Origin of the sequence: Shinella sp. G-2, from assembly GCF_050172695.1 — a bacterium.
GTDB lineage: Bacteria > Pseudomonadota > Alphaproteobacteria > Rhizobiales > Rhizobiaceae > Shinella.
Genome location: NZ_JBBEYH010000015.1, coordinates 27,733 through 42,714, shown reverse-complemented (window position 1 = coordinate 42,714; position 14,982 = coordinate 27,733). Strand labels below are relative to the sequence as shown.

Sequence of the window (14,982 nt, the reverse complement as noted above, 5' to 3'; positions counted from 1 at the left end):
TTAAAAATCGTTACCAGACGGAAAGGTCTTCCGCGATGGCGCGCCTGCGACCCTGGATCACCTTCTATTATAGAGTGAAGATTCCCGCGAGCGGCGGCGCTTCTCCCCTTTTCAGCTCCGTTCGATATCCCGGCGCAGCACGATGGAGGTGGTGAGGTCCTCGACATTGTCCATAGTCGAGACTTCGTTGCGCAGTTCGTTGAGCGCATTGATCGAGCCGACCTCCACTTCCACCACGAGATCCAGCTGGCCGCTGACCGAGGAAACCTTGCGCACGGCGGAGAAGCCGGCGAGGCGGTCGAGCACGCCGAGCGAGGGCGTGCGTTTCAGCGTGACGAGCAGGAAAGCCTGGATCTGACCGTCGTCGAGCTGGCCGATATCGGCCCGGTAGCCGCGGATGATGCCGGCCTTTTCCAGCCGGCCGACCCGTTCCGTGGTGGCGCTGCGCGACAGACCGATGCGGCCGGCGAGCGACTTCATGGGAATGCGGGCCTCCCGCGAGAGGATGCTGAGGATCGTGCGGTCGATGGCGTCCGTATCCTGCATTGTTCCCCTCCAGAGCCGGCCGACAAGATGACGGTTATTATAAACAGAGTGCAGGCACAACCGGCATAATGCCGGATGCGCCGGCGTGGCGTCCATGCAACTCTTTCCATGAAAATGAGGACGCCATGAACGACATGCTGAAGACGACACCGGATTTTTCCACAGAGACCGCCGCCGCGCTGCTGTCCGAGCACTATGGACTGACGGGCGCGCTCTCGCCGCTCGCCAGCGAGCGGGATCAGAATTTCAAGGTGGAATCGCCGGCCGGCTCCTTCATCCTGAAGATCGTCAATGCTGCCGAACCGGAGGTGGAAAGCGACTTCCAGACGGCTCTGCTGGCGCATATCGGCACCCATGCGGGTGACCTGCCGGTGCCGCATATCCGCCCGACGGTGACGGGCGAGAGCCTTGCCCGCGTGACGAGCCCCGACGGCGTCAGCCATCGCATCCGGCTGGTGAGCTGGGTCGATGGCCAGCCGCTCGCCGAGACGGATCGCAGCGACGCCGCGCTCGAATCTCTCGGCCGCATGCTGGGCCGGTTCGACGGAGCGCTGAAGGGCTTCATGCATCCCGGCGCGCTGCGCGATCTCGACTGGGACATCCGCAAGGCCGGCCGTTCGGCCGAGCGGCTCCGCCATGTCGCGGCGGCCGAAGACCGCGCGCTGCTGGAGCGGTTCCTCGCGCGCTTCACGGCGCTCGAACAGCGCCTTGCGACATTGCGGTCCGCCGTCATCCACAACGACGCCAACGACTGGAACGTACTGGTCGATGCGGCCGACCATGACCGCATCTCCGGCCTCATCGATTTCGGCGACGCGCTCTATTCGCCGCTGATCGCGGAAGTCGCCATCGCCGCCGCCTATGCCGGTCTCGACCATGCCGACCCCATTGGCGCGGCGGCCGCCATCGCCCGCGGCTTCCATGCTGAATATCCGCTGCTCGCGGAAGAAGTCGACGTCCTCTACGATCTCATCGCCATCCGGCTCGTCACCTCCGTCACCATGTCGGCCTCGCGCCGCGCGCATACCGAGGACAATCCCTATCTCGCGATCAGCGAACGGCCGGCCTGGGCGCTGCTGCGCAAGCTCGACCGGATGAACCCGCGTTTTGCAACGGCGATCCTCAGGAAAGCCTGCGGTTTCGAGGCCGTTCCCGGCGCGCACGCCGTCACGGGCTGGATCGCCGCGAACCGCAGATCGCTCGCCCCGCTGCTCGAACGTCCGGCAGCGACCTATCCGGCCGCCCTCGTTCCCTACGGTGACCCTGCCCATCCGATGACGGTCAAATCCGCCGCGGAAGAACCGGACGAGGCGCAGGCGATCTGGGAAGCCCATTGCCGCGAGAACGGCATCGAACTCGGCATCGGCCCCTGGGGCGAAGAGCGCACCGTCTATGCCGGCGAAATGTTCGTCTCGCGCTTCATCGAGAAGACGCGCCGCACCCGACATCTCGGCCTCGACATCTTCATGGCCGCGGGCACCAAGGTCTTCACGCCGCTCGCCGCCACGGTCGTCAGCGTCGAGATCGAGCCGGATCCGCTCGGCTATGGCTGCCTGATCGCGCTTCGCCACGAGCCCGAGGGCTGCCCGCCCTTCATCTCGCTGTGGGGCCATCTTGCCCATGAAGCTTTGGGGCGCCTTGCGGCCGGCGACCGGCTGGATGCGGGCGCACTGGTCGGCGAGATGGGCGCACCGGCGGAAAACGGCGGCTGGGCGCCGCATCTCCACCTGCAGCTTTCCACCGACGCGAATCTTTCGGCGACCGAAATCCTCGGCGTCGGCGAGCCGCGTTATCTCGACGTCTGGGCCGAACTCTTCCCCGACGCGCGAACCTTCGGTGGCATCGCGCAGGAATTCTACGAACGGCAGGGGCGCTCGCATGAGGAGATCGTCGCCTTGCGGCGCGAACTGCTCCTGCCGAACCTCTCGATCTCCTATGACAAGCCGATCAAGTTCGTGCGCGGCGACGGCGTCTGGCTGATCGACGATGGCGGGCGGGCCTATCTCGACTGCTTCAACAATGTCTGCCACATCGGCCATGCCCATCCGGCCGTGGTCGAGGCGATGGTGAGGCAGGCCACGACGCTCAACACCAACACCCGCTACCTGCACGACAATATCGTCGCCTATGCCGAGCGCCTGACGGCGACGCTGCCGAATGAACTGACAGTCGCCGGCTTCGTCAACAGCGGCTCTGAGGCCAACAGCCTGGCGCTGCGCATGATGCGCGCCCATACCGGCCGCGAGAACGCCATCACGCTGGACTGGTCCTATCACGGCACGACGCAGGAGCTGATCGACATCAGCCCCTACAAGTTCCGCCGCAAAGGCGGCAAGGGACCGAAGCCGCATGTCCATGTGGCGGCGGTGCCGGACAGCTACCATGCGCCGGCCGACTGGCCCCTCGAAGAGCATGGCCGGCGCTTTGCCGAAAGCGTCGCCGAACAGATTGCCGTCCTGCAGGCGAAGGGCGAAGGGCCCGGCTTCTTCATTGCCGAATCCATCCCCAGCGTCGCGGGCCAGGTCTTCCTGCCGGAAGGCTATCTCAAGGAGGTCTATCGGCTGGTCCGCGACGCGGGCGGCGTCTGCATCGCGGACGAGGTGCAGGTCGGTTTCGGCCGCGTCGGCAGCCACTGGTGGGCCTTCGAGACGCAGGGCGTCGTTCCCGACATCGTGACCATGGGCAAGCCGATCGGCGATGGGCATCCGATGGCGGCCGTGGTGACGACACGCGAGATCACCGACAGCTTCGACAACGGCATGGAATATTTCAACACCTTCGGCGGCAACCCCGTGTCCTGCGCCGTCGGCCTTGCCGTGCTCGACGTCATCGAAAGCCAGGATCTGCGCGGCAACGCGCTGACGATCGGCACCTACCTGATGGACGCCTTCCGCGACATGCAGACGCGGCACGCGGTCATCGGCGACGTGCGCGGGCTCGGCCTGTTCCTCGGCATCGAACTGGTGACGGACCGCAAGAGCCGGGCGCCCGCGACCGAATTCGCCCGCGCCGTCTCCAACGGCGCGCGCCGCCGCGGCGTGCTGATGGGCACGGAAGGACCGCATGACAACGTGCTCAAGATGCGCCCGCCCATGATCTTCTCGAAACGCGACGCCGACCATCTCATCGCCGTGCTCGAGGAAACCTTCGCCGACGTCGCCCGGACACACGGCCAAGGCTGACGACCATACGCTTCCAACCGCTTTCAGCCGGGAGAGCCGCTCTCCCGGCCGGGACGACGCATGCCCGGAATACCCCAGAACAACCTGAAAACAATCAAGGAGGAGAACCCATGAAACTGAAACTCTTGACCCTCGCCGCCGCACTTGCCGCCGGCACCGCCGCCCATGCCGGCACGCTCGATATCGTCAAGCAGCGCGGCGAGCTGCGCTGCGGCGTCAGCCAGGGCGTCCTCGGCTTTTCCGCGCCGGACAAGAACGGCGCCTGGAGCGGCTTCGACGTCGATTTCTGCCGCGCGGTCGCGGCCGCGGCGCTCGGCAACCCGGACAAGGTGGCCTATGTGCCGCTCTCCACGAAGGACCGTTTCACCGCGCTGCAGTCGGGCGAAGTGGACCTGCTGTCGCGCCAGACGACGTGGACGCTGTCGCGCGACACCGATCTCGGCATGAGCTTCGTCGGCACGATCTACTATGACGGCCAGGCTTTCATGATCAACAAGGAGCTCGGCGTCTCCAGCGTCAAGGACATCTCCGGCGCCTCCGTCTGCACGGAAACCGGCACGACGACCGAGCAGAACATGGCCGACTACTTCAACGCCAACAAGATCGAGTATCAGGTCATCGCCTTCGAGAAGCCGGACCAGACGGTGCAGGCCTTCAATACCGGCCGTTGCGACGTCTATTCCACCGACGCCTCGGCGCTCTATGCCCAGCGCCTGACGCTCAATGATCCGGACCGCTTCATCGTCTTGCCGGAGGTCATCTCGAAGGAGCCGCTCGGCCCGGCCGTGCGCCAGGGCGACGACCAGTGGTTCAAGGTCGTGCGCTGGACGCTCTTCGCGCTGATCGAGGCGGAGGAGATGGGCATATCCAAGGAAAACGCGGCCTCGCTTCTCGAAAGCGGCACCGTCGCCCAGAAGCGCTTCCTCGGCATAGAAAGCGAAGCCGGCAAGGCGATGGGCTTGGACGCGAAATGGGCCTATCAGGCGATCTCCGCCGTCGGCAATTACGGCGAGCTTTTCGAGCGCCACCTCGGCAAGGACAGCCCGCTGAAAATCGACCGCGGTCTCAATCGTCTCTGGAACGACGGCGGCCTGATGTACGCCCCGCCCGCACGCTGACCGGCATTGCAACAATCGACATCGCCGCGGATGACGCGGCGATGTCCAGGACCAGGCGCCTGCGCCCTATTCGATGTCCAGGTCGGCATAGAGTGGCAAGTGGTCCGAAGCCCTGCGGGCGAGCGGCGTGTCGTGCACGGCGGTTCTGCGAACGGAAATCCCCTCGCCGACGAAGATATGGTCGATGCGCAGCAGCGGCAGCCGGGAGGGGAACGTTCCCTGGGGGCGGCGTCCTGCGGTCGTCTGGACATCCCTCAGGCGGCGCACGAGCATTCGATAGGACGCAGAGCGCGAGACGGCATTGAGGTCTCCCGCAAGCACGATGCGGGCATTGTCCGGCATCGGCGCGCCGAGCCAGCCGGGACCGATCAGGGCTTCGGTCTGGCGTACGCGCTCGGCGCCGAGCAGGCCGAGATGCGTGACGAAAACCTGCAGCGCCACACCGTCCACCGGCACCTCCACCCAGAGCGCGCCGCGCGGCTCGCCGCGCGAGGGCAGCGCATCGGCCTTGACGAGGCGCGTCGGCAAGGCCGTCAACAGCGCGTCGCCATAGCGCTCCTCCTCCAGATGCAGCGCCGGATGGAAATGCGAAACCATGCGCAGATGGTTGGCGATGGACTGCGCCTGGTCGATGCCGCCGCTGCGCGCCCGGGCCACATCCACCTCCTGCAAGGCGACGATATCGGCCTCGCATTCGGCGATCACCTCTGCGATGCGGCCGGGGTCGAGCTTCCGGTCCGTGCCGAAACAGCTATGCACATTGTAGGTCATGATCCTCAGCCGCCTGCCCATTGCCGTCTGTCGATGCCTTCCTCGTTCCTTCGGACGCGGTGGGAACACGAAAAGCCCTGTTTTCGTTCCGCCCCGGCAGATCTCGCCCGGCAAATTCGAAAGGCACGACGCATGAAACGAACCCATATCCTCCACGCCCTTGTCGCCCTCGCGGTTCTGGTCGCGGGATGGCTGATCTACCGGACGCTGAACCAATATTCCTTCGAGGACATCCGCAATTCCGTCGCCGCCATTCCCAAGGCGAATTTCGCCCTCGCGCTCGCCTTCGCCGCCTGTTCCTATCTCTGCCTGACGCTCTTCGACTTCCTGGCGTTGCATTATGTCGGCAGGCCGCTTTCCTATCCGCGGGCGGCGCTCGCCTCGTTCACCAGCCTTGCCATCGGCCACAATGTCGGCGTCGCGGCACTCAGCAGCGGGGCGGTGCGCTACCGGTTCTATACGCGCTGGGGGCTGGGCACCGAGGAGATCGCCAAGCTGATCGTCTTCTGCGGGGTGACGGTCGGCCTCGGGCTGATCACGCTCGCCGGCCTTTGCCTTCTTCTCCTGCCCGGCACAGCGGGCAAGGTCGCGGGGCTCGGCACGATGGCGTCCGCCGCGCTTGGCATCGCCTGCCTTGCGCTTTCGGCGCTCTATCTGCTGCTTTCAGCCTTCCTGCGCGGAGATGTGAAGGTACGGAACTGGCGTTTCGCGCTGCCCGCACCGCGGCTGGCCGCCGCCCAGATCGCCGTCGGGACGGTCAATTTCGCCTTCGTCGCAGCCTGCCTGCACCAGCTCCTCAGCGGCGAGGCCGGCTATATGGAGACCACGGCAGCCTATGTCGTCGGCAACTTGACGGCGCTTGTCAGCCATGTGCCCGGTGGGCTCGGCGTGCTGGAAGCGACGATCGGCTTCCTGCTCGGCGGCGCGGCCTCCATCGGCGCGCTGATCGCCTTCCGCGTCGTCTATTTCTTCATTCCGCTGCCACTGGGGCTCGTCTTGCTGCTTGCCAGCGAAGCCTTGCTCGACCCGAAGGACGCAACGGATCTGCGCAAGAGCGCGCGCTGACGGCGCAGGAGCGATCGGCAGGCCTTCGCCCATGCGGAAAGCGGCCACCAGGGCGCGACGGGATCGACGATCCCCGTGCCCATGACCGGCGCCACCGCGCCCCGGCCGCGCGCATCCCGGAAAGGACGCAACCCGCGATCCCGGGTGTTGAAGGCGTCGATCGTCCTGCCCAAGGTTCCGTCCGCCTGCAAGGCGGCGCCGAGGATTTCCGGTTCCGTGTTCAGATGTTCGGCGAGCAGTCGGTTTCGCAGCGCCAGAATGCTGCTTCGCTCCGCGTCAGTGTGAGCCTCGATGGCGAGGTCGAGTTCGGTATCCAGCCCTTCGCTGCGCTGGTTGAGATTGGAGGAGCCGATGCGCAGGAAAGTGTCGTCGACGATCACCAGCTTCGAATGGATGATGATCTCCTGCTCCGTGCCGTCGGGTTTGGGCACGACGGGATAGAAGGCGCGCATGCGGCCATGGCGGTCGCACTGACCGAGGCGACGGATGAGCCGGTCGCGGTTGGCGCCGAGCACGAGGCGCTCGATGGTGCCGTGCGAACTCAGCGTCGAGACGATGACGACCTCCGGCCCATCGGGCTCGGCGAGCTTTTCGCAGAGCACGTCGCAGACCCGCTTCGAGGCGAAATACTGGCTCTCGATATAGATGTGGCGACGGGCCGCGCGGAGGGCGGCGACGGTGAGGTCCATGGCCTCCGTCGCGGCGGGGCGGCCGCGGATTGCCGGCTCCGTGCGCGCGAAGGCGACCTCCACATGGGTCATGTCCGTCGCCCGGCCGTCGAGACGAACATCCGCCGAAATGCCCGATGCCGGCACCGCCTCATCGGTGGCGAACTGCCAGCGGCGGCGGGCAATATCGCCGGCATGCCGCGCGGCATCCCCCTCCAGCGCCACCTGCATATCGTGCACCGGCTCGTAGCGCTCGTCGGAGGGAAGCCTGCGGCGGGGGTCGTCGACGGCATGATCCGTCGTGTCCCAGCGCTTGGCGGTGAGGTCGATACCGCCGACAAAGGCGACGCGGTCGTCCACCACGACAAACTTCTGATGGTGCGAGCCGCGCAGGGGATGGCGGTTGTCGAAAGCCAACACAATGCGCGGGTGGGAGGACCAGCGACGCTTGCGAAACATCTTGAGCGACTTGCCGGAATAGATCGGCCCCATGCCCCAGACGAGCACGCGGATCGTCAGGTCAGGCCGCTCTTCCACCAGCTTCAAAAGATAGGCGCCGAGGGTCGGCGATTGCGCCGCATCGGGGCGGATCGGAATATCGGGGTTGAAGTCCCAGCCGACGATCCAGATTTCGCGGCGTGCCTGCTCCAGAACGCCTTCCAGCGCCCGGAAGTAGGCTTGCCCGTCGACGAGAACGCTCAGGCGATCGGCGATTGCGGTGCGCCAGGCATTGCGGCCCGGCCGAATGATGGGGGTCTGCGTGAGGTTGTCTGCTACGGGCAATGGAACGGTTTCGTCTCGCACGGTCTGCCGCCTTGTCTGGTCAGGTCCTTATCCTGCCCGGAAATTCGCGGGAGCCGCTTTGGTTCCGTGACGCCTAGAGCATGTCTGGTTCAGATTGAACCAGACATGCTCTAAATTCTTTTGTTTTCGTTTGTCTTTTCGAGAAACCGGTTCCCACTTTCCCTGACAAACTCTAGGCGCCGTCCCTCGTGTAGAACATGCGGGCGGAGGCCTCGATGATCGAGCGATGCCTGACGGGATCGAAGGTGACGGCGGGGAAGGTCTCGAAGAGATAGCGCGCAAAGCTCTCCCGTGCCTCCTCCGAAGGATCGAACCAGGATTGCGACGTCAACTCATCGAAGACGTGCTTCAAGTCGCCCAGTTCCTGGGGCTCGAATGTCCCCTTGGAAGTATAGCTGCCCACGCCCGCATCCTCCGGTATCAGAGGGCGATTCTAGGCTGGTATGGCGGCGTTTCAAAGCGGGAACACGGTACGAAACCGTACGAAGATAGGCGCCCTATTCATCCACGTCGCGCGGGATATGACTGTCGACGCCCCGCGCCAGCAGACCTTCGGCACGCACATCGCGAACGCCCTTCACCCGGCGCAGCAGACCGATGAGATGACGGCGATCCTCGTCGCTGTCGACGGCGCCGTCGAGATCCACGATACCGTCGCGGACCGTCAGATCCAGCATGGCGAGATCGATCCGCGCGTCGTCTTCCAGCAATTGCACGATGCGCGCTTCGAGGTCATCGTCGGCGATCGTTTCCTCGTTGTCGTCGGCAAAGGGCAGAGGCGCACCATCGACGTCACGGGCGACGGGATCGGCAGCGATTTCGATGCCCTCATTGTCCGTCTGGTCGAGACTGGCGTCGGATGCGCCATAGGGACGGTTCTCCCCTGCCCGACGGGCACCGTCATCGTCCGGATAGGGCCAGCCGTCGCGGATGTCCCGCTCCTCGTAATCGCGAAAATCCTCTTCGCGGGAGGTCTTCTTCTGCTCGGTCATTGACTTCTCCCTGGATTGACTTGGGGATCGAACGTTCCGGCAGGCCAACCGATCCGGGGCGGCATTTGTTCCCGCCTGCGCGGAACCATTCGCGCCCGTATCGGTTCGCCTCCTTTCATCATGGGCGCCGTCGCCAGGGAGACAGAGATGCCGATCACCTACCATGTCGTGCCGCATGAAGACGGATGGGCCTATCGTCTGGACGACGTCTTTTCCGAAACCTTCCCGAACCACGCCGCGGCGCTGGCGGCGGCACGGCTGGCCGCCGAGCGGCACGAACAATCCGGTGAGGACCGTTTCATCTCCTATCAAGAGGAAGACGGGCGCTGGCGTCAGGACGTGGCGGCGGGCCGCGACCGCCCGGAGGCGGAGGTCGAGGACAGCGCGGAAACGGTGGACGACGCGCCGGGGTCGCGCGGCCTCACGCCTTGAGGAATGGCTTCATCTTGCCCAGTTCGGCAACGAAACGTTGCCTTTCCTGCTCGGCATCCGGCCGGCCGCGGCTGCGCAGAAGGGCGGAAGGATGCACGGTAATGAGTGCCGGCACGCCAATCTCGGTGTCGACGATGCGGCCCCGGTCGACCGTGACGGCATAGCGTTTTCCCAGCACCGCGAAGGCAGCGGTGGCGCCGAGCGTGACGAGCAGCCGGGGTTTCACCAGCGCGATCTCGCCCCCGAGCCACCAGGCGCACCGCCGCACCTCGCCGGTATTGGGTTTTTCATGGATGCGCCGCTTGCCGAGCCGCTTGAACTTGAAGTGCTTGACCGCATTGGTGAGGTAACAGTCCGCCCGGTCGATGCCGGCCTCCTCCAGGCAGCCGTCGAGAAAACGCCCGGCCGGCCCGACGAAGGGGTGGCCGAGCTGGTCTTCACGGTCGCCCGGCTGTTCGCCGATGAGGAGAACCCGCGCGTGCCGCGCCCCTTCCCCGAAGACGACCTGCGTGGCGTCGCGGTAGAGATCGCAGCGGCGGCATTCCTCTGCCGCCTGGCGCATCGCGTCGAGAGGGCCGTCGGCATGATCCTGAAAGGCGGGTGCGGGTGCGTTCTTCAACATGGCCACGCCTGAATGTTGATGGTTTTGAACCTCAAAACCCGATGGCGCGCCTGATGTTCCTGTCAAAACGCGCCGGGGCGACCGATCTCGTCCTCCAGCATCTTGCGCGCGCGGTTGACGCGGCTCTTCACGGTGCCGATTTCGCAGTGGCAGAGCCGGGCCGTATCGACATAGCTCACGCCCATGGCCACGAGCAGCAGCGTGCGGCGCGAGCGCGCCGGAATGCGGCCGAGCGCGGAGCGCAGTTCGCCGCGGCGCACAGCCCATTCCTGCGGGGCCTGAACGGCGGCGCGCTCGACGAAATCCTCGCCCAGCCCCACGGTTTCGCGGCAGCGGCGGCGGTATTCCGTGTTGAACGTGTTGCGCATGATAGTGAAGAGCCAGGAGCGCAGCCGGGTTTCCGGGCGGAACTGGTGGGCGGAGCGGAGCGCCCGCATGACCGTTTCCTGGATGAGGTCGTCGCGGTCGCTGGCCGAGCGGGTCAGCCGGCGCGCAAAGCGGTTCAGCGCGGGAAGCTGCGCCTCTATGGCGCCGTGTACCGGCATGGCAGCGGTCTCGGGCAATCTGTCCATTCGCATCTCCCTTTCGGGAAGAACGAGGACCGGTCGGGGAAGTTGCCGTACGCTAGCGTACGCAAAGAACAGGAAAGAATGGAACACTTCGGCACTTCGCGGGTCCGTAGCGCAAGCCACCGAAAAAACGAGGCCCAGATGACCCATTATTTCTTTCATATCCGCAACCGCCACGGCCGGATCGAGGATCTGGAGGGAAGCGATTTCGATACGCTGCAGGCGGCGCTCGCCGAAGCGCGGCTATCGGCGCGCGAAATCCTCGCGGACGATCTGCGAAAGGGGCGAATGGACGAGGCACGCCTTTTCGAGATCGAGGACGTCGGGGGGCGGACGGTCGCCCGCCTTCCCTTCAGCGACGTGCTCGACTAGAGTTTGTCAGGGACAAGCGGTTTTCCCGAAAAGACAAACGAAAACAAAAGAATTCAGAGCATGTCCGGTTCAATCTGAACCTGACATGCTCTCGTCGGCAAGCGGCCCGATGAGCCGTTCATATTCCTTCTCGCACTCGCCATAGGCGTCCCGCGCGAAGGCTTCGAGACCTGCCCGGTCGCGCACGATGATGACGCCGCGCTCGGAATAGATCAGCTTCTTGCCCTCCAGCACGTGGAGCGCCGTCGTGACGCTCGGGCGTCGGACGGCCAGCATGATCGACAGGAATTCGTGCGTCAGGCTGATATCCGCTCCGTCGGCCCGGTCGTGGCACATCAGGATCCAGCGGGCGAGCCGCTCGTCGATATGATGCACGGCATTGGAGAGCGCCGTATAGGCATGCTGGACGGCGAGCGCCTGGGTATAGCGGGAAAACAGCCCCTGCGCCTCGCGATCGTCCTCCAGTACCGCTTTCAGCGCGGGGATGGCGATGCGACAGGCCTCGCCCTGCATCTGCATGAAGACCGAGAAGGGATCGACATCCGTGTCGAGGATCGCCGCGGTGGGGCACATGCCGTCGCGGCCGATGATGCCGATCTCGGTGTGCTGGCCCTCCGGCGAGCGCACGACGACGGAGGCGATGCCGCTCTCGAAGAAATAGGCATGGTCCATCGGCTGGTGGGGCGAGGAAAGCTGGTAGGACCGGGGCAGGACGATCCGCTCCAGTTGCGGCGCGAGCCGGGCAAGGCTTCTCTCCGGCAAACGCCGAAGCAGGTTGTTCCGAAACCTGCTCTGCAAAACGTCTGCCATTCAACAATCCCAAGCGGTTCGACGACCGCAAATCCGCCAGAGGCTTCGGTCTTTCCTACAATCAATGGCCGTCCATCTATGATCATAAAATCAGGGAGACAACCCGGCACCGGGCGTCCGTACGGTAACGGACAGAGGGGGACCGGAAGGATGTCTGCAGCTTCACGCCGCGGCGGGGAAAAGCCGGGCATATTCCCGCTCGCTGCCGCCATAGGCGTCGGCCGCGAAGGCTTCGAGCGCGGCCCGGTCGCGCACGATGATGGTTCCCCGGTGGGAATAGATGAAACCATGCCCTTCGAGCACGTGAAGGGCGTTGGTCACGCTCGCGCGGCGCACGGCCAGCATGATCGCCAGAAACTCGTGGGTGAGGTCCAGCCGGTCGTTCTCCAGCCGGTCGTGGCACATCAGGATCCAGCGGGCGAGCCGCTCTTCGACGATATGCACGGCGTTGGAAAGCGCGCTGAAAGCAACCTGACAGGAAAAGACCTGCACCCAGTGCAGGAAGAGTCCTCTGAGAGCCGGGCGCTCTTCGAGAGTTTCGAGAAGCACGTCGCGCGGGATGCGCCAGCCCCGCCCGCTGACCTGGATGACCGTGCGATAGGGATTGCGATCCGCCCCGAGAATGGCCGAGGACGGCGACATGCCCTCGCGCCCGATCACGCCGATTTCCGCCTGGTTGCCCTTCGGCGAGACGACGACGGTGGAAATGATGCCGGCGGTGGGAAAATAGCAGTGGTCGACCCGCATGCCGGGCATGGACAGTTCCAGTCCCTGCGGCAGGTCCATTTCCACCATGCGCGGCAACAGGACCTCCCGGTCCTCCTGATTCAGCGCCGCCAAAAGCCGGTTTTGTCTGATCATCGCTCGGCTCCTCGCCGCGCTTTTCGGAAGCCATTCATGTAGGGCGCTGGCGCGCGATTGCGATGCCGCGCCCGCTTTGTCCCCGGCCTTAAAAAAAATGCATCCTGCGATGGAACCTTTTGCAGGTTTGCGCGTTTCCAGCGGTTAGCATTGGGGGACGGGCATGACGGAACATGAGGCATCGGCGCTTGACGGCGAGGATCGCTACAAGCTGCTGGTGGATGCGATCACCGACTATGCGATCTACATGCTGGACCGCGAGGGGCATATCGTCAGCTGGAATGCCGGGGCGAGCCGCTTCAAGGGCTACCAGGCGGAGGAAGTCCTCGGCTCGCATTTTTCCCGCTTCTATCGTCCCGATGACCGGGATCGCGGCCTTCCGCAACGCGCCCTGAGCCACGCGGCAGAGGAAGGCCGTTTCGAGGGCGAAGGCTGGCGGGTGCGCAAGGACGGCGCACAATTCTGGGCGCATGTCGTCATCGATCCCATCCGCGATCCCCACGGTCGCCTCATCGGCTTTGCCAAGATCACCCGGGACCTCACAGAACGGAAACACGCGGAAGAACAGCTTCGCAAGGCCGAGCAACAGTTCCGCCTTCTCGTCCAGGGCGTCACGGACTACGCCATCTACATGATGGACGCGGACGGCAACGTTTCGAGCTGGAATGCCGGCGCCGAGCGCATCAAGGGCTACAAGCCGAACGAGATCATCGGCCAGCATTTCTCCCGCTTCTTTCCCGAGCAGGACCGGCTCGCCGGTCTGCCGGACAACGCGCTGGAAACCGCTCGCCGGGAAGGCCGCTACGAATCGGAAGGCTGGCGACTGCGCAAGGACGGCACGCGTTTCTGGGCCAATGCCATCATCGACGCCATCCGCGGCGAGGACGGCGCCCTGATCGGCTTTGCCAAGATCACCCGCGACATCACGGAAAAACGCGACGCGCAGGCCGCGCTGGAGCTGGCCCGGGAAGAACTGTTCCAGGCGCAGAAGATGGAAGCGCTCGGGCAGTTGACCGGCGGCGTCGCCCACGACTTCAACAATCTCCTGATGGCGGTGCAGGCAAGCCTCGATCTTCTGAAGCGACGTGTCTCCCTTACGCACGAGGCACAGTCGCTGCTCGACAACGCCCTGCAGGCGACCCAGCGCGGCGCCTCCCTCACCCAGCGCCTGCTGGCCTTCTCCCGCCGGCAGGACCTCGATTTCGAACCCGTCGACCTCTCGACCCTCATCCACGGCATGACGGACATGCTGCAGCGGTCCATCGGACCGACCGTCGCCGTCGAAACCCGGTTCCCACTCGACCTGCCGCCCGTCAGGACGGACCCGAACCAGATGGTCAATGCGCTTCTCAACCTTGCGATCAATGCGCGGGATGCCATGCCGGAGGGTGGCCGTCTCGTGATCGGCGCGCGGCTGGAGACCGATGCCGTCAAGGCCCATCCCGACTTGCAGAACAAGGCCTATCTCTGTCTCTACCTGCAGGACGAGGGCCACGGCATGGACCCGGACACGCTGAAGAACGCCCCTTCGCCCTTCTTCACCACCAAGGGCATCGGCAAGGGCACCGGGCTCGGGCTCTCCATGGTGCAGGGCCTGATGGCGCAATCGAACGGCAAGCTGGTGCTGCATTCCGCCCCCGGCGCCGGCACGACGGCCGAACTCTGGCTTCCTGTCGTCGATACGCAGCAAACGGCCAAGCCGGAGCAGGCTCCCCCGCAAACGCCCGAGAAGGTGGAGACGTTGTCCGTCGTCGCCGTCGACGACGATGCGCTCGTTCTGATGAACACCGTCATGATGCTGGAAGACATGGGGCATACCGTCTACGAGGCGGGATCGGGTGCGAAGGCGCTGGCCTTCCTGGAGGCGCATGAGGTCGATCTCATCGTGACCGACCAGGCCATGCCCCAGATGACCGGCTCGCAGCTCGCCGATATCGTCCGCGAGCGCTGGCCGCATATCCCCATCATCCTCGCCACCGGCTATTCGGAATTGCCGCCGGAAGCCCGCGCCGACCTCCTGCGCCTGTCGAAACCCTTCGGCGAACGGCAACTGGAGGACACCATCGGGCGGGCCATGGCCGGCCATGGTCGGCAGTTGCGCCAACCGTACGGAAACTGACCGAGGGTATGGCGCACAATGAATGGCTGGACATGCACCGGCCGGCGGTTA

At 65.1% G+C, this 14,982-nt stretch carries 15 protein-coding genes; 6 read left to right on the top strand and 9 right to left on the bottom strand.

The window, feature by feature from the left end:
* Window positions 1-111 precede the first annotated feature (111 nt).
* Window positions 112-546 carry an Lrp/AsnC family transcriptional regulator gene (locus V8U06_RS19850; protein WP_226920299.1) on the bottom strand — a complete coding sequence of 145 codons (435 nt, stop codon included), beginning with the start codon at window positions 544-546 and terminating at the stop codon, window positions 112-114.
* Between the two features lie 125 nt (window positions 547-671).
* Between V8U06_RS19850 and V8U06_RS19845 the strand changes: the two genes are divergently transcribed.
* Window positions 672-3,728 carry an aminotransferase class III-fold pyridoxal phosphate-dependent enzyme gene (locus tag V8U06_RS19845; protein ID WP_427142161.1) on the top strand — a complete coding sequence of 1,019 codons (3,057 nt, stop codon included), beginning with the start codon at window positions 672-674 and terminating at the stop codon, window positions 3,726-3,728.
* A 110-nt stretch (window positions 3,729-3,838) separates the two neighbouring features.
* The gene (locus tag V8U06_RS19840; RefSeq protein WP_427142160.1) at window positions 3,839-4,846 is read left to right on the top strand and encodes an amino acid ABC transporter substrate-binding protein; all 1,008 of its coding nucleotides are present in this window, start codon (window positions 3,839-3,841) and stop codon (window positions 4,844-4,846) included.
* Between the two features lie 66 nt (window positions 4,847-4,912).
* Here the strand turns inward: V8U06_RS19840 and V8U06_RS19835 are convergent, their stop codons facing one another.
* Complete coding sequence (locus tag V8U06_RS19835) at window positions 4,913-5,638, bottom strand: endonuclease/exonuclease/phosphatase family protein (protein ID WP_427142159.1); 726 nt, start codon at window positions 5,636-5,638, stop codon at window positions 4,913-4,915.
* 111 nt (window positions 5,639-5,749) lie between these two features.
* Here V8U06_RS19835 and V8U06_RS19830 point away from each other — a divergent pair, with 111 nt between their 5' ends.
* On the top strand, window positions 5,750-6,682 hold the full coding sequence (locus V8U06_RS19830) for a lysylphosphatidylglycerol synthase domain-containing protein (protein WP_427142158.1): 933 nt from the start codon (window positions 5,750-5,752) through the stop codon (window positions 6,680-6,682).
* Here V8U06_RS19830 and V8U06_RS19825 read toward each other — a convergent pair.
* The 3 genes from V8U06_RS19825 to V8U06_RS19815 all read right to left on the bottom strand — a co-directional run bounded on the left by V8U06_RS19825 (window position 6,580) and on the right by V8U06_RS19815 (window position 9,146).
* Complete coding sequence (locus V8U06_RS19825) at window positions 6,580-8,154, bottom strand: phospholipase D-like domain-containing protein (protein WP_427142157.1); 1,575 nt, start codon at window positions 8,152-8,154, stop codon at window positions 6,580-6,582. The genes V8U06_RS19830 and V8U06_RS19825 overlap by 103 nt on opposite strands.
* 172 nt (window positions 8,155-8,326) lie before the next feature.
* Window positions 8,327-8,557 carry a hypothetical protein gene (locus tag V8U06_RS19820; protein WP_427142156.1) on the bottom strand — a complete coding sequence of 77 codons (231 nt, stop codon included), beginning with the start codon at window positions 8,555-8,557 and terminating at the stop codon, window positions 8,327-8,329.
* 94 nt (window positions 8,558-8,651) lie between these two features.
* Window positions 8,652-9,146, bottom strand: coding sequence for a BON domain-containing protein (locus V8U06_RS19815; protein WP_427142155.1), 495 nt, complete (start codon window positions 9,144-9,146; stop codon window positions 8,652-8,654).
* Window positions 9,147-9,293: 147 nt separating this feature from the next.
* Between V8U06_RS19815 and V8U06_RS19810 the strand changes: the two genes are divergently transcribed.
* Complete coding sequence (locus V8U06_RS19810; protein ID WP_427142154.1) at window positions 9,294-9,578, top strand: DUF2188 domain-containing protein; 285 nt, start codon at window positions 9,294-9,296, stop codon at window positions 9,576-9,578.
* Here V8U06_RS19810 and V8U06_RS19805 read toward each other — a convergent pair.
* Both V8U06_RS19805 and V8U06_RS19800 read right to left on the bottom strand, forming a co-directional pair.
* Window positions 9,568-10,200, bottom strand: coding sequence for a UdgX family uracil-DNA binding protein (locus V8U06_RS19805; protein WP_427142153.1), 633 nt, complete (start codon window positions 10,198-10,200; stop codon window positions 9,568-9,570). The genes V8U06_RS19810 and V8U06_RS19805 overlap by 11 nt on opposite strands.
* A 62-nt stretch (window positions 10,201-10,262) precedes the next feature.
* The gene (locus tag V8U06_RS19800; protein WP_427142152.1) at window positions 10,263-10,772 is read right to left on the bottom strand and encodes a sigma-70 family RNA polymerase sigma factor; all 510 of its coding nucleotides are present in this window, start codon (window positions 10,770-10,772) and stop codon (window positions 10,263-10,265) included.
* 138 nt (window positions 10,773-10,910) lie between these two features.
* Between V8U06_RS19800 and V8U06_RS19795 the strand changes: the two genes are divergently transcribed.
* A complete protein-coding gene (locus V8U06_RS19795; RefSeq protein WP_427142151.1) occupies window positions 10,911-11,141 on the top strand; it encodes a DUF6894 family protein in 231 nt (76 codons plus the stop codon).
* A gap of 69 nt (window positions 11,142-11,210) precedes the next feature.
* Here V8U06_RS19795 and V8U06_RS19790 read toward each other — a convergent pair whose 3' ends face one another.
* Entirely contained in the window at window positions 11,211-11,951 is a 741-nt protein-coding gene (locus V8U06_RS19790; protein ID WP_427142150.1) for a Crp/Fnr family transcriptional regulator, read from the bottom strand.
* A 162-nt stretch (window positions 11,952-12,113) separates the two neighbouring features.
* On the bottom strand, window positions 12,114-12,812 hold the full coding sequence (locus tag V8U06_RS19785; RefSeq protein ID WP_427142149.1) for a Crp/Fnr family transcriptional regulator: 699 nt from the start codon (window positions 12,810-12,812) through the stop codon (window positions 12,114-12,116).
* A gap of 163 nt (window positions 12,813-12,975) precedes the next feature.
* Between V8U06_RS19785 and V8U06_RS19780 the strand changes: the two genes are divergently transcribed.
* Window positions 12,976-14,931 carry a PAS domain S-box protein gene (locus V8U06_RS19780; RefSeq protein WP_427142148.1) on the top strand — a complete coding sequence of 652 codons (1,956 nt, stop codon included), beginning with the start codon at window positions 12,976-12,978 and terminating at the stop codon, window positions 14,929-14,931.
* Window positions 14,932-14,982 lie beyond the last annotated feature (51 nt).